This is a genomic window from Corynebacterium sp. HMSC073B01 (assembly GCF_001838255.1).
Lineage (GTDB): Bacteria > Actinomycetota > Actinomycetes > Mycobacteriales > Mycobacteriaceae > Corynebacterium > Corynebacterium jeikeium_D.
Map to the genome: position 1 here is coordinate 82,252 of NZ_KV836168.1, position 14,840 is coordinate 97,091.

Genomic DNA, 14,840 nt, shown 5'->3' on the forward strand with positions numbered 1-14,840 from the left:
CGCGGGTTATTCTGTAGGGCATGTGTGGAATCGTTGGATATGCGGGCCATCAGCCCGCCCTGGATATTGCTGTCGATGCGCTACGACGCATGGAATACCGTGGCTATGACTCCGCGGGTGTTGCCATTGTCGACGATCAGGGGCATATCACTGTAGAGAAGAAGGCCGGTAAACTCGCCAACCTCGAGGCTGCCCTTGATGCGGATGGGCGCGACAAAATCACTGGAACCACCGGAATTGGGCACACCCGCTGGGCTACCCACGGTCGCCCAATTGATGAGAATGCCCACCCACACCAGTCCTATGACGGCAAGGTGGCTATCGTCCACAACGGCATTATCGAGAACTTTGCTCCGCTACGTCAGGAGCTGGAGGATGCCGGCATTGAGCTGAAGTCCGAAACCGACTCCGAGGTCGCCGCGCACATGCTCGCCCGTGCCCTGGACGGTTCCGACGGCGGATCTACCGCTGGTGATTTCGAGGCCTCTGCGCTGTCCGTGCTCAACCGCCTCGAGGGTGCTTTTACGCTGCTGTTTACTCATGCAGACCACCCGGACCGCATCATCGCTGCTCGTCGCTCCACTCCGCTGATTGTCGGTGTGGGCGAAAACGAAATGTTCCTCGGCTCCGATGTTGCGGCTTTCATCGCACACACCCGCGAGGCCGTGGAGCTGGGTCAGGACAACGTCGTCATCATCACCGCAGATGATTACCGCATCCTGGATTTCGCCGGCAACGAGCAGCAGGGTCGACCATTCACCATCGACTGGGATCTCGCCGCAGCCGAAAAGGGTGGCTATGACTCCTTCATGATGAAGGAAATCCACGAGCAGGCTGCCGCCGTCCGCGATACGTTGGCCGGTCACCTCGTTGACGGCCGCATCGTTCTCGACGAGTCCCGCCTGAGTGACCAAGATCTGCGTGACATCGAGAAGGTCTTCGTCGTCGCCTGTGGTACCGCATACCACTCCGGTTTGTTGGCCAAGTACGCCATTGAGCACTGGGTTCGTATCCCGGTCGAGATTGAGGTCGCGTCCGAGTTCCGCTACCGCGATCCGGTGCTGGACCGCCAGACGCTGGTGGTCGCTATTTCGCAGTCGGGCGAGACTGCTGACACCCTTGAGGCCGTGCGACACGCAAAGAGCCAGGGCGCCCGCGTGCTGGCTGTCTGTAACACCAACGGTGCACAGATTCCACGTGAGTCTGACGCCGTGCTCTATACGCACGCCGGCCCGGAGATTGGTGTTGCTGCAACCAAGTCGTTCCTGGCGCAGGTAGCCGCAAACTACCTGGTCGGTTTGGCTCTTGCCCAGGCACGCGGCACTAAGTACCCGGACGAGGTCACTCGCGAGTTTGAAGAGCTGGAGACCATCCCGGCACTGATTGACAAGGTCGTCGCTAAGGGCGATGAGTTCATCGACACGGCCAAGGAAATCGGTGCTATTCCGACGATGCTCTTCCTCGGCCGTCACGTTGGTTTCCCAGTCGCACTTGAGGGTGCGCTGAAGCTCAAGGAGCTTGCCTACATTCACGCAGAGGGGTTCCCGGCAGGCGAGCTCAAGCATGGCCCAATTGCACTCATCGAGGATGATCTTCCGGTCGTCGTCGTAGTGCCATCGCCGAAGGGGCGCGCCGTGCTGCACTCCAAGATTGTCTCCAACATCCAGGAGATTCGTGCCCGTGGTGCCAAGACCATCGTGATTGCCGAAGAAGGGGATCAGTCGGTGGTTCCTTTTGCGAACTACCTGATTGAAATCCCGGAGACGTCCACGCTGCTCCAGCCGCTGTTGTCTACGATTCCGATGCAGTTCCTGGCAGCTGAGATCGCTCGCCAGTGCGGTAACGAGGACATCGATAAGCCGCGCAACCTGGCTAAGTCAGTCACCGTCGAGTAGTTCGTCCTGCTTTCGTCGGTACTGCTCAATCTCCGCATCGAGTTCTTCATCCGTGAGGGACTCGATGCGTTTTGCTTCTTCCTCGGATAGGTCCCAGACCTCATCGGATACATGGCAAAATGACAACATCCAATCGAGGTTGCGTTTCTGAATCGTCTTCATCTTCCGTGTCACACGCTGATGAAAAGTTTGCTTGCCGACGTTCTTTAGCGGCCCAACCGGAACGCTAGTCGCGGTGTCCCCATTACGGGAAGTCCACACTTCTGTTCCGTCGGGGTATCTGTCGATATCCCAGCCCTCGTGCGTTTTTAGATTGTGGTGTCGGCGGCAGAGACAGTGCAGATTCTCCGTGTCAGTCGGCCCGCCGTGCTTGGGATTGTCGTGGTTGTACGGCTGAATATGGTCCAGGTCGCACTTGGCTGCCGGGACGTCGCAGCCGGGGAAGCGGCAGGTACCGTCACGCCCACGGACGCGAGCCACCTGGCTCTCGGTGGGGCGGTAACCGTCCACCTTGCTATCGGCGGAGATACGGATGTGAGTTGCGCGAGCAATCCATTCTTCGGTGGCTACCTCGCTCAACCAGCCGATGCCATCAATCCATGCTGGCCCACCGCCGACCTCGCGGTAGACATTGATGACAATCTCGGCATTGGTCGATTTTTGTGCCAGCTGTAGTAGCGCTTCCGCCTGCGTGCACTGTTCACCGCGATTGATTGCGGTGTTGCGAATCCCCTGAATCCTGGCCATGAGCTCGGTCGCGCGGTCGTTTTCAAGGATTGCTGTGACCTTTTTGTGCTTGCCATCGCCCGTGTCGGCGAGTGCGACCGCTTCGCCTTCTGGAACCCGTTGGGTGCCGTCGTTGCGGGCGCAGTCGTTGTACTCAGAAACCAAGTCGCCGATTAGACGAGACAGCGTGTAGACACCAACCATTGCTTGTCGAGGTCGCGTCGGAGTGAGCATTTCCAAAAGATGGGGCTCTACCGTGTCGAACTGATCTGGTGACAGCCCGGCAACGCCATTGGCGATGGCGCGGAGATGGGCTAACGAGAAACAGAAGGTGGATTCGATGAGAGCCCGGACTTTTGGTAGGCGTTCGAGCATCAGCGCAATTTCGCACAGCGTAGAACACTTGCCGCGGCTAAGGCCAGTTCGAATGCTTATGCGGGCAAGATGGTGATTGACATCGACCTCGTCACCGGGAGCGCAGATATCGATGAGTTGAAGGTCTGCGGCGTTGATGGCACGGGCCGCGATGCTAATGGGATCGTCGGATTGCTGGTTGGCCCATGAGGGCTTTTGACCTGGTGCTGGAAGTTCTGTGGGCGGCGATGACATTGGTTATCCCCCTGATTACTACGTGTCCGCCGGAGAATTGAAGATTGTGTTCTGTGGTGGAGAGAAGCGTGGTGGAGGCTGTTTCAACCAGTCCCGCCGACTTCTGTGCACCAGACAAAGAACTTTCGCTTACAAATTTTCCCTACAGCCCAAATCGTACACCTGTTTGAAGCAGTGTCAATAGAATTCTGGAAATACGTTCTAAAATTCTGTGCTGAATTAGATCCGGCCCCTCCGCCCGGACCCCCTCCGTCCGAGACCCCTCCGCCCGAGCCTCCTCGGCAGGGCACCGTACATAGGCAGGACTCGCTGTCGCGGATGATGCGGAACATCACCAGCTTCAGCGCCATCCAGTTCCTCCAAGAACTCGTGAATGCGTTCGAGCGTATTGGGGGAGTAGAGCAGTGCGAGGTGATCAGACCAGTCGCCACCGCCAGTGGCATTGTTGACGTTCGTAATGTGGTGCCCCTCTTGTTCGGGCAAAAAGGCGCCGGTCCACGGGCGAACCACGGTGTCAAAAGGGGTGCCGATATTCAGGTAGTGCGGACCACGTCGGGTAATGCCACGCGCTGCGCGGTTCAGAGTCGCAATGTAGTCAGAGTCCAGCAGCTGTTGAATGCAGGCACGGCCGACAAGGCGGTCGACGAGTTTGTGCATCGGTAGACCGCATCGCTCAAGGGCACTGAGCCTTCGGCGCATGCCCCACGCAGTAGTGCCTCGGTGGTTTCCCGCAAGCGAGATGACTGCACGCACGGGGCTGTTGTCGGAGGCGTACTGCTCGGCTTCTTCTTCGTTGAGGCCATGGTTCAGAGCTTCGTCGTAAAGCGAATCGATGACTGCGTTAGCGTAGCTGCGGCAGTGTAGACCGCCCTGGGAATGGCCGATGAGGTCGAGGCGGGGTAGGGAGAGTTGGGCACGGAAGCGGTCGAGAAGGTCGGTGACTTCGGCGAGCGCATCGCTTAAATCGGTGGTGGCTTTGACGCTACGGAGACGGCTGACCAGCGCGGCGGGGTCGGAGCCGTAATCGAGTGAGAATACGGGGCGATTCCGGGCGAGGAACGGCCCCAACATGGCGAAGGAGTTGAACGAGTTCATCCAGGTGCCGTGAACCAGGACAATTGGTGTGCGACCGTTGTATCTGTCCAGGTCAGGAGTGGCTTTTCCGTCGAGGATTTCGCGAACGTCCTGCACGCCGTGGGGGATCCATTCGGGATGACGCAACGAGCGCAGGTATGCCTGGGGAAAGGCGCGCAGTAGAGGGCCGAAAACTCGTGTGCTCGGGGAGTAGTCATCCATAGGGGCTAATCGTAGGCTGGGTTTATGACGTACTGCTACACAGCTGCCGAAATTCGCGTCGCGGAACAGCCCTATCTGGACGCACAAACGCGTGACGACGAACTCATGCGCCACGCAGCCGCCGCTGTGTCGGAGGTGGCGGAGCGGATGCTCTCAGGGGCATCTCCGGAGCCTGGTCGCGGTCGCGTGCTGCTGTTGGTTGGATCGGGAGGCAATGGTGGCGATGCACTCTATGCTGGCCGAAACTTGTCCTCGGATGGGCATGGCGTGGATGCGGTTTTGCTGGGCTCGAAGCCGCATGAACGGGCGCTGAAAGCTTTTGAACTCGCAGGTGGGCGGGTGCTGCCGTTGGGGTGTGACCGGGAGACGGATTTATCGAAGATTCTGTGGTCGATTAGTGAAGACTACGCATTGATCATCGACGGCATCGTGGGGCTCGGAGGTCACGGCGCGCTGCGTGAAGAGGCCGCGTGGTTGGTGCGCGAAGCGCGGTTGGGCAAAGTTCCCATTCTCGCGGTTGATGTGCCGAGCGGCGTAGAAGCCGATACTGGGCGTACTTTTGACCCGCCTGCCCAGACCATCAATCCAGACCCTGATTTGGAGGAGGGACAGAACCCGTACTTGCCATCTCACGTCGAGGCCACGACAACGGTGACTTTCGGCGGTCTGCGCTACGCGCACTCGCTGTCCGAATCCTGTGGCACCGTCGAATTACACGAAATTGCGCTCGATGCCTTCTCCCTCGAACTTCCAGGACTGGGGCAGACGCTCTATGAAAACGGTACCTACAATGCCGTCCACCACCAGACTCCGACCGTGGAGTTCTACGAAGCCCTAGGCGGGAGCTTTCCGGCACCACTTGGCGCGATGACCCCGCTCGAACCCGGTGCTGCAGACCACAAGTACTCCACTGGAGTTACAGGAATCGCCGCCGGTAGCGAGGCGTATCCCGGCGCAGGTCAGCTGTGCGTCACCGCTGCCGTGCATGCGACCAGTCCCGCGGTCATCTATGTCGGCGACGCGGCCGCACGTAACCGCATCACCGCAGCCTTGCCGACGGTCATTACGCAGCAGGACTCGGTGGATCGCAAAGAGGTACGCGTCGATGCCTGGGTCGTCGGTCCCGGTCGGGGCACTGATGAGAAAGCCGCCGAGGAACTGCGAGACATTCTGGCCACTGACAAACCAGTGGTCATCGACGCTGACGCACTGACACTGCTGTCGAAGCATGAGGACATCCGACAGCTCGTTCGTGAGCGCGGCCAGGAGCGCAACCTGCGCACTGTTCTCACGCCGCACGCCGGTGAATTCGAGCGCCTGACCGGGCACGAGGTCACTAACCCCATCGCAGATGCGCGTGAACTTGCCGAGCAGTTCTCCTCCGAAGTGTTGCTCAAGGGACGCCGCACTGTGATGGTCAATCCGACAACGCAGCGCACAGTCGTGATTGACGCGGGTAGCTCCTGGGCAGCCACGCCGGGCTCTGGCGATGTACTGTCCGGGCTCCTCGGCGCCTGGGTAGCGCGTGGCGAAGCCCTCTATCTACCAGCAATTATTCATGCGCGCGCCGCATTTTTGGCCGCGCAGACAGAGTTCGGACCAGCACCCTGCAGCGCCCAGGACATCGCCGAATCCATCCGAGATGCCACCGCATGGTTCACCAACGAAGGCAGCAGTGGCAAAATACGGCTATGACTTCCTCGGCACCAGCCATCCTGACCCATACCGTTAATCTCGACGCGATCACCCACAATGTGAAGACCGTCAAGGCCATCGCAGGGGTGTCGGAATTCATGGCCGTCGTCAAGGCGGACGGCTACTCGCAGGGTGCGCTGCAGACCGCGCGTGCCGCGCTGGCCGGCGGGGCAACGCAGCTCGGTGTCGCAACAATCGACGAGGCGCTCTCCCTCCGCGAGGAACTCCGCGCCACGCTTGACGACGGCCACGCCATCCCCATCCTTGCCTGGATCTGGGACGCAGCGGCCACCTCGTTGGTGCAGCGAGCTGTGGCTGCAGATATTGACCTCGGTCTGCCGTCGATGGTTCATGCGCTGGCCGTGGCCAATGCCGGGCGGGCGCTGTCGGTGACACCACGTGTGACGGTGATGGTCGATACGGGCTTGGGGCGCTCGGGATTCTCTATGGCCAATGGGGACTTTGAGCATGCGGTCGCTCAGCTGGTTGAGCTGCACAAGACCGGTGCTCTGAACGTCACCGGTGCTTTCACGCACTTTGCGTGCGCGGATGAGCCGGGCCACGAGAGCGTCGATAAGCAGGCACAGAATTTCTGTGCTGCGATTGCGGCACTGCGTGAGGCGGGGCTGGACGAGCTGATTAACCATGCGGCGAATTCGCCGGCATCGTTGTCACGTCCTGACCTGGCCTTCGATATGGTGCGTCCAGGGCTGGCGATTTATGGTGGCGAGCCAATTGTGGGGATCACCCATGGATTGCGTCCGGCGATGAGGTGGGAAGCGTCGGTCATATTGGTCAAGAAGCTGCCGGCGGGGCAGTCGGTGTCCTACGGACAGACGTGGACAGCTGACCGCGATACCACCATCGGCATCGTGCCCTGTGGCTACGCCGACGGTATGATGCGCTCGGCCTCCGGGCATTTCGAGGTCAGCATCAATGGCACGCGCTATCCGCAGGTAGGGCGCGTGTGTATGGATCAATTCGTCGTCGACCTGGGGCCCGACACCGAAGTCGAGGCCGGCGACACTGCGGTTATCGTCGGTGATCCCACACTGGGGGAGCCCGGTCTCGATGACCTCGCGGAGGCATCCGGCACCATTAACTACGAAATCCTCACTGCGCCAAAGGGACGCAGCGAGCGAAAGTGGGTGCGCAGCCGCATCGCGCCAACCGCAGAGGACATGCGTGACCTCGGCGAGGAAATTGGCCGGGAGTTGGCAGCTGGGGATCTGGTGATTCTCGATGGCCCACTCGGCGCGGGCAAAACGACCCTCACGCAGGGCATCGCCCGCGGCATGAATGTGCGCGGTCGCGTGACGTCGCCGACGTTCACAATCGCCCGCGAGCACCGTCCGCTGGCAACCGACGGCGTCACCCTCATCCACGTCGACGCCTATCGACTCTTCGGCGAAGAGGGACCCGGCTCCGATGGCGAGGCCTTCGATGCGCTGGACTCGCTCGATTTGGACACCGACCTTGAGGACAGCGTCGTGGTCGCCGAGTGGGGAATGGGGCTCGCCGAGGTGCTCTCCGAGCGCTATCTACAGGTGAGTATCGATCGTTCGCGTGACGACGATGCCCGCGTCGTCACCTGGACGTGGAGCAAGTAGCTTCAAGTCGGTTCAAGTAGGTTACTGAGTATGAACATTTTGGCCGTTGACACATCGACTCCACAGGTCACCGCGGGAATTGTCCGCGATGGTGAAACCGTGGCCGAAAAGCTGCACCTGGATGCCCGTGCGCACAACGAGGTGCTGGTGCCGCTGATTCAGCAGTGCCTCACTGACAGTGGGGTGGCGGCAACCGAGCTAGATGCCGTGGTTGTCGGCTGTGGGCCGGGGCCGTTTACGGGCTTGCGCGTTGGTATGGCCACCGCAGCCTCCTTCGCCGACGCTCTGGGAATTCCCTGCTACGGCATCTGCAGCCTGGATTCGCTTGCGGGTGGGGTTGGCGATGAACTGGTCGTCACCGATGCCCGCCGCCGCGAGGTGTACTTCGCCGCCTACCGCGATGGCCAGCGGGTTTTCGGTCCGGCAGTGGCCAAGCCAGCCGACGTCATGGAGCTGCTCAAGGAAGAACTTGCAGCAGAAGCCGCCGACTTCGCGCCGAGCCAGGCCCGCGGCAGTCTCAGCCACATCGAGCAAATTGCCGGGCTTGAGGTTGCTGCCGAACAAGTCTTTCCCACTCCGACAGCCATGGTTGAAGCGGTCGACTTTGACTCCGCGCCGGGCCCACTGGTGCCGCTGTACTTGCGCCGTCCGGATGCCGTTGTCCCGAAGGCTATGAGATGAGCGTCGTCAAGCTAGTGCGTCTCGGACCTCCTGCGGCCAAGGCGTGTGCGGCGATTGAGGCGGAGCTGTTTGCCGGCGACGATCCCTGGCCGGAATCGGCCTTTATGGCAGAGCTGGCCGCGCCGAACAATTTCTACGTCGGGCTGATTGCAGATGTAGACGAGGACGAAGAACTGTGCGGCTATGCGGGGATTACCAAGCTGGGGCCTGCGGGGGCCGCCGAATACGAGATTCACACCATCGGGGTGGGGAAGAAGTGGCAGCGCCGGGGCTTTGGGACGCAGCTGATGGACGCGCTGATGGCAGCTGTGGCGGAGGATCCGGGCCCGGTGTTTTTGGAAGTTCGCACAGATAACGAACCCGCAATCGCTATGTATCGGCGCTATGGCTTCGAAAATATGGGGCTGCGAAAGAACTATTATCCGGGCTCTGGGGCGGATGCGTACACGATGTGTCGGCCTGAGTTGGCCAGCTAGATGTTGACGTATTGACTAATCTGCGTTAAACCAGGCACATGGCTAAAACCTTTGCAAAACAGCTCGTAGAAACCCTAGAGAAGCAGGGGGTCAAGCGAATCTTCGGACTCGTTGGAGATAGTTTGAACCCCATTGTCGACGCTGTGCGCGAGTCCTCCATTGAGTGGGTGCACGTTCGCAACGAAGAGGCTGCCGCCTTCGCCGCCGGCGCGGAGTCCCTGGTCACCGGCGAATTAGCAGTGTGTGCGGCCTCCTGCGGCCCGGGTAATACCCACCTCATTCAGGGCCTGTATGACTCCCACCGCAACGGCGCAAAGGTGCTGGCGCTGGCATCGCACATTCCTTCCCGCCAGATTGGCTCGAACTTCTTCCAGGAGACCCATCCGGAGTTCATCTTCAACGAGTGCTCCGGTTACTGCGAGATGGTCAACTCCGCTGAGCAGGGTGGCGTTGTTTTGCATCACGCTATCCAGTCGACCATGACTGGCCACGGTGTTTCCGTGCTGGTTCTGCCGGGCGACATTACAACGCATGAAGTGGAAAATGATGAGTTCGTCACCTCCACAATCAGCAGCGGTCGCCCAGTCGTATTCCCTGACGCCGGTCAGGCCGCCGCGCTTGCCGACGCAATCAACGAGGCTAAAACGGTCACGCTTTTCTGTGGCGCAGGCGTGAAGGACGCCCGCGAACAGGTGCTCAAGCTTGCGGAGAAAATTAAGTCGCCGGTGGGACATGCGCTGGGTGGCAAGATGTACATCCAGTACGACAATCCCTATGACGTCGGCATGTCCGGCCTGCTGGGCTACGGCGCCTGCCACGATGCCTCCAACGATGCTGATCTGTTGATTCTGCTCGGTACTGACTTCCCGTACAACGACTTCCTGCCGACTAAGAACGTCGCACAGGTCGATATCGATGGTCGTGCCATCGGTCGTCGTACCACGGTGAAGTACCCAGTCGTCGGCGATGTGGCTGCCACAATCGAAACCATCCTGCCGCACCTGGATGAAAAGACCGACCGCTCCTTCCTGGACAAGCAGCTGCGGAACCACGAGCGCCTGCTCAGCCACGTCATCGAGGCATACACCCACGACGTTGAGAACATGCGCCCGATTCACCCGGAGTATGTAGCCGACCTGATTGATAAGTACGCCGATGACGATGCCGTCTTCACCGTGGATACCGGCATGGGCAATGTCTGGGCTGCACGCTACGTCACGCCGAATGGCAAGCGAGAGCAGATTGGTTCTTTCCGTCACGGCACCATGGCCAATGCACTGTCGCAGGCCATTGGTGTGCAGGCTGCTGACCGGGACCGTCAGGTCATTACCTTCAACGGTGACGGTGGCCTGTCAATGCTGCTCGGTGAGCTCATCACCGTGAAGCAGGAGCAGCTGCCCATCAAGATGTTTGTGTTCAATAACTCCTCGCTCGGCATGGTCAAGCTGGAAATGCTGGTTCAGGGGCTGCCGGAGCACGAGACCGACCACGACGCAGTGGACTACGCCGGAGTCGCAGAGTCGTTGGGTATCAAGGCCATCCGAATTGAAGATCCGGCCGATGCGCCTCGCCTGATTCAAGAGGCGCTGGCATACGACGGCCCGGTGCTGGTGGATATGATCACCGACCCGAATGCCCTGTCCATCCCGGCAAACATCACCTGGGACATGCTGATGGGATTCTCCAAGGCCGCTACTCGCACCGTCTTCGGCGGCGGCGTTGGTCAGATGATCAACATGGCACGGTCGAACCTCCGCAACATCCCGCGGCCATAGTGGGGGTAGCGCTCTCGAGATGCGGGAGTGGGTGCGGTGCGGTACCTCTGTTTCCATGATTAAAGGTTTTCTGGTGAACCCTGACCTGACGCATCGCATCGTCGAATTTGAGTTGGAGGCCGCTGCTACATTCCTCGGCGGAGTTTCCTCCGACCGTGTTTCGGTGGCATTCCAAGAAGACGGCGCCGATTACGCCGCTCTCTACAACCCGACGGCCAAGGCTGAGGGCGCTGAACCGAATCCGGTCGCGTCCCTCGGCCGCAATGAGGCTGCTACGGGCAACTCGGCTTTCTTTACCGACCCCACCACCGCAATTTGCGGAACGGTCGTATTTGTCGACGCCGAGGGCAAGGATATCGGCGACGAGGAAATCGAGCGTATTAAGCACGGTATGCGCGCCGTGCGTCACTACCGCGATGACTACCCAGAGGAATACGCTCTCTGGCGTGCCGCTGTGCGGAACCTCGGTCGCCTCGAAATTTAAACTCGGTCGCTGGTAAGTGACCCGGTGGTGCGCTAGTACCATGACTGCTATGACCGAGTTGACCCTGCTGGCAATCGAGAGTTCCTGCGATGAGACTGGCGCTGCAGTGATGCGTGTGCGCTACGACGACACCGACACCAGCACCCCCGCCATTCCCGAGGTGGAAGTGCTTGCCGACGTCGTCGCATCCTCCATGGAACAGCACGCCCGCTTCGGTGGTGTGGTCCCGGAGATTGCTTCCCGCGCTCATTTGGAAGCCCTGCAGCCAGTAGTCTCCGAGGCGCGCGCGCAAGCAGCTGCCAAGCTCGGTATCGATACTTTTATCCCAGATGCCGTCGCCGCTACCGTGGGACCCGGTCTCGCTGGTGCGCTGCTGGTCGGTTCGGCAGGCGCGAAGGCTTATGCCGCCGCCTGGGGTGTGCCTTTCTACGGCATTAATCACCTTGGTGGCCACGTTGCTGTCGGAGCTCTCGACGGCGCGGATTTGTCCAACGCAGTGGCGCTCTTGGTTTCCGGCGGGCACACGCAGCTGCTGCGCGTACAGGGGGTTGGTCGTCCGATGGAGGAGCTCGGATCGACGCTTGACGACGCAGCCGGAGAGGCATACGACAAGGTTTCGAGGCTGCTTGGGTTGGGTTACCCGGGCGGCCCGATTATCGATAAGTTGGCTAAGCAGGGAAATCGCAAGGCCATCGCGTTTCCTCGCGCCATGATGCGCCAGCAGGATGCGCGCCATGACTTCTCCTTCTCCGGCTTGAAAACCGCCGTGGCTCGCTATGTCGAGGCGGCAGAGAAGGAAGGTCGTGAATACTCCGTAGAGGACGTCTGTGCTTCCTTCCAGGAGGCGGTCTGCGATGTATTGACCAAGAAGGCCGTTCGCGCAGCTCAGGATGTGGGGGCCACTACGCTGCTGCTCGGTGGTGGTGTGGCTGCGAACTCGAGGTTGCGTGAACTTGCAGCGGCGCGAGCTACCTCGGCGGGAATTACGCTGCACGTGCCACCGATTAAGTTGTGCACCGACAACGGTGTCATGATTGGCGCAGCTGCCGCCTACCTCATTGCCGCGGGGGTCAAGCCCTCTGGCTACGCCTGCCCGACCGACCCCTCCATGCCTGTGGAAGATCCTGTAATGCAATAAGCAGTGATTGCCCCTCGGCTCCGTTTAGCGGAGACTGTGAGGCGTCGGAGTTCCCAACCACGGAGGAAAACTTTACGATTGTCGCCTGTGACGGATGGTGGGCGATAGGTGGACGCGCAAACAGTGGGGGCTGGCGGTTTACCAATGGGACGAAGGTGCCTGGCAAAGGAGGGAGCCAGACAGTCGTTACACGACTGGTTCTGGTGGCCCCTGCTTTACGGATGAGTACATCAAGGAACACGGGATGACGGTTACTGTGTTCGGTCGTATGGCTTGCAACCCCGACAAGCTGACCAATTAGCATTAGCGCTCACTGTTGTTGAGTGTTAGCACTTGCAGAGGTAGAGTGCTAACGAAGGTTGTTTGACACACAGTTGTTCACCCGCGACGACGGCTGTGCACGGCAGACCAACCGGCACAAGAACATCACATCACCGCATGTATGGAGGAATTCATCGTGGCGAACGTCAACATCAAGCCGCTGGAGGACCGCGTCCTCGTTCAGATCAACGAAGCAGAGACCACCACGGCTTCTGGCCTGGTTATCCCGGACTCCGCTAAGGAGAAGCCGCAGGAGGCTACCGTTATCGCAGTTGGTCCGGGTCGTTGGGCCGATGACGATGACCGCATTCCTATGGACGTCAAGGAGGGCGACATCGTCATCTTCTCCAAGTACGGCGGCACTGAGCTGAAGTACCAGGGCGAGGAGTACCTGCTGCTGTCGCAGCGCGACATCCTGGCTGTTATCGAGAACTAAAGGGAGGACGTACCCACACATGGCGAAGCTGATTGCTTTTAACGAAGAGGCTCGCGAAGGCCTCAAGCGCGGTGTGGACACGCTTGCCGACGCAGTCAAGGTCACGCTTGGCCCGAAGGGTCGCAACGTAGTCCTGGACAAGGCCTTCGGCGGTCCGCTGGTCACCAATGACGGTGTGACCATCGCCCGCGACATCGACGTTGAGGATCCGTTTGAGAACCTCGGCGCGCAGTTGGTTAAGTCCGTTGCGGTCAAGACCAATGACGTTGCCGGTGACGGCACTACTACCGCAACGCTGCTGGCACAGGCGCTAGTCCACGAGGGGCTGCGCAACGTTGCAGCCGGCGCAAACCCGATTTCTCTGAATCGCGGTATTCACGCTGCATCCGACAAGGCGGTTGAGCTGCTGAAGCAGCGTGCCACCCCGGTCAGCAGCTCTGCTGCCATCGCGCAGGTGGCAACCGTTTCCTCGCGCGACACTGAAATCGGTGACCTGGTTGCAGGTGCCATGGACAAGGTCGGCAAGGACGGCGTCGTCTCTGTGGAGGAGTCGCAGTCGATTGCCACCGAGCTGTCCGTGACCGAGGGCGTGTCCTTCAACAAAGGCTTCCTCTCGCCGTACTTCATTACCGACGTTGAGGCTCAGCAGGCAATTCTCGACGGTGCGCAGGTGCTGCTGGTCCGCGAGAAGATTTCCTCCCTGCCGGAGTTCCTGCCGATTCTGGAGAAGATTGCCGAGTCCGGCAAGCCGACTCTGATCATGGCTGAGGATATCGAGGGCGAGGCTCTGTCCGCGCTGGTTATCAACGCTATGCGCAAGACCTTGAAGGTCGCCGCAGTGAAGGCACCGTACTTCGGTGACCGTCGTAAGGCGTTCATGGATGACCTGGCAGTTGTCACCGGTGCAACCGTCGTTACGGCTGACACTGGCATGCAGCTGAAGGACGTTGGACTTGAGGTGCTGGGTAACGCACGCCGCATCACCATTACCAAGGACGAGACCGTCCTGGTTGACGGTGCTGGCACCGCTGAGGCCGTGGAAGAGCGTCGGAACCAGATCCGTGCCGAGATTGAGCGCACTGACTCTGACTGGGATCGCGAGAAGCTGGAAGAGCGTCTGGCGAAGCTCTCTGGCGGTGTGGCTGTTATTAAGGTCGGCGCTGCAACCGAGACCGAGGTCAATGAGCGCAAGCTGCGCGTTGAGGATGCCATTAACGCTGCTCGTGCAGCAGCTCAAGAAGGCGTCATCGCCGGTGGCGGTTCCGTACTGGTGCAGATTTCCCGTGAACTCGAGGCATTTGCTGACGAGTTCGAGGGTGACGAGGCAGTCGGTGTCCGTGCAGTTGCCAAGGCTCTGACCCGTCCGGCTTTCTGGATTGCTGAGAATGCTGGTAAGGATGGCGCAGTTGTCGTTTACCACATCGGAGAGCTGGAGAACGGCAACGGCTACAACGCTGCTACTGACACTTACGAGAACCTGATTGAGTCCGGCGTCATTGACCCGGTCAAGGTCACTCACTCCGCAGTCGTCAACGCAACCTCCGTGGCACGCATGCTGCTGACCACTGAGGCTTCCGTTGTGGACAAGCCGGAAGAGGAGCCGGAGCACGATCACGCTCACTAATTTCCCGTGAGCTAGTGCGCTAGCTGCTAGTACGTGAAATGCGGGTTAAGTGACAAAAAGTGTGTCCGCTCGGT

General features: G+C 60.1%; 12 protein-coding genes. 10 read left to right on the forward strand and 2 right to left on the reverse strand.

All coding sequences use genetic code 11. The features are described 5' to 3' along the window. The first annotated feature begins 20 nt into the window (after positions 1 to 20). Positions 21 to 1,895 carry a glutamine--fructose-6-phosphate transaminase (isomerizing) gene (gene glmS, locus HMPREF2849_RS07050; protein WP_049169965.1) on the forward strand — a complete coding sequence of 625 codons (1,875 nt, stop codon included), beginning with the start codon at positions 21 to 23 and terminating at the stop codon, positions 1,893 to 1,895. Here the strand turns inward: glmS and HMPREF2849_RS07055 are convergent. Both HMPREF2849_RS07055 and HMPREF2849_RS07060 read right to left on the reverse strand, forming a co-directional pair. Further along, a complete protein-coding gene (locus HMPREF2849_RS07055; RefSeq protein WP_070862804.1) occupies positions 1,878 to 3,230 on the reverse strand; it encodes an HNH endonuclease signature motif containing protein in 1,353 nt (450 codons plus the stop codon). The genes glmS and HMPREF2849_RS07055 overlap by 18 nt on opposite strands. Positions 3,231 to 3,449: 219 nt before the next feature. After that, a complete protein-coding gene (locus HMPREF2849_RS07060) occupies positions 3,450 to 4,526 on the reverse strand; it encodes an esterase/lipase family protein (protein ID WP_070862806.1) in 1,077 nt (358 codons plus the stop codon). A 24-nt stretch (positions 4,527 to 4,550) separates the two neighbouring features. Here HMPREF2849_RS07060 and HMPREF2849_RS07065 point away from each other — a divergent pair, with 24 nt between their 5' ends. The 9 genes from HMPREF2849_RS07065 to groL all read left to right on the forward strand — a co-directional run bounded on the left by HMPREF2849_RS07065 (position 4,551) and on the right by groL (position 14,766). Then, positions 4,551 to 6,221 (forward strand): bifunctional ADP-dependent NAD(P)H-hydrate dehydratase/NAD(P)H-hydrate epimerase, encoded by a 1,671-nt coding sequence (locus tag HMPREF2849_RS07065; RefSeq protein WP_070862807.1) that lies wholly within the window; start codon positions 4,551 to 4,553, stop codon positions 6,219 to 6,221. Then, a complete protein-coding gene (alr, locus tag HMPREF2849_RS07070) occupies positions 6,218 to 7,831 on the forward strand; it encodes an alanine racemase (protein WP_070862808.1) in 1,614 nt (537 codons plus the stop codon). Before HMPREF2849_RS07065 ends, alr begins: the two co-directional genes overlap by 4 nt. A 30-nt stretch (positions 7,832 to 7,861) precedes the next feature. Further along, complete coding sequence (tsaB, locus tag HMPREF2849_RS07075; RefSeq protein WP_049190362.1) at positions 7,862 to 8,512, forward strand: tRNA (adenosine(37)-N6)-threonylcarbamoyltransferase complex dimerization subunit type 1 TsaB; 651 nt, start codon at positions 7,862 to 7,864, stop codon at positions 8,510 to 8,512. Continuing rightward, complete coding sequence (gene rimI, locus HMPREF2849_RS07080; protein WP_049190359.1) at positions 8,509 to 8,988, forward strand: ribosomal protein S18-alanine N-acetyltransferase; 480 nt, start codon at positions 8,509 to 8,511, stop codon at positions 8,986 to 8,988. Before tsaB ends, rimI begins: the two co-directional genes overlap by 4 nt. Positions 8,989 to 9,026: 38 nt before the next feature. Further along, positions 9,027 to 10,763 carry a pyruvate dehydrogenase gene (locus HMPREF2849_RS07085; RefSeq protein WP_016422112.1) on the forward strand — a complete coding sequence of 579 codons (1,737 nt, stop codon included), beginning with the start codon at positions 9,027 to 9,029 and terminating at the stop codon, positions 10,761 to 10,763. A gap of 55 nt (positions 10,764 to 10,818) precedes the next feature. Further along, positions 10,819 to 11,247, forward strand: a complete 429-nt coding sequence (locus HMPREF2849_RS07090; RefSeq protein WP_042388422.1) for a hypothetical protein — start codon at positions 10,819 to 10,821, stop codon at positions 11,245 to 11,247. A 58-nt stretch (positions 11,248 to 11,305) separates the two neighbouring features. Further along, on the forward strand, positions 11,306 to 12,385 hold the full coding sequence (tsaD, locus tag HMPREF2849_RS07095; protein ID WP_070438201.1) for a tRNA (adenosine(37)-N6)-threonylcarbamoyltransferase complex transferase subunit TsaD: 1,080 nt from the start codon (positions 11,306 to 11,308) through the stop codon (positions 12,383 to 12,385). Between the two features lie 457 nt (positions 12,386 to 12,842). Further along, complete coding sequence (gene groES / locus HMPREF2849_RS07105; RefSeq protein ID WP_005510054.1) at positions 12,843 to 13,142, forward strand: co-chaperone GroES; 300 nt, start codon at positions 12,843 to 12,845, stop codon at positions 13,140 to 13,142. Between the two features lie 19 nt (positions 13,143 to 13,161). Beyond that, positions 13,162 to 14,766: a chaperonin GroEL gene (gene groL / locus HMPREF2849_RS07110; protein ID WP_049190355.1), complete on the forward strand. Its 1,605-nt coding sequence runs from the start codon at positions 13,162 to 13,164 to the stop codon at positions 14,764 to 14,766. Positions 14,767 to 14,840: the final 74 nt, after the last annotated feature.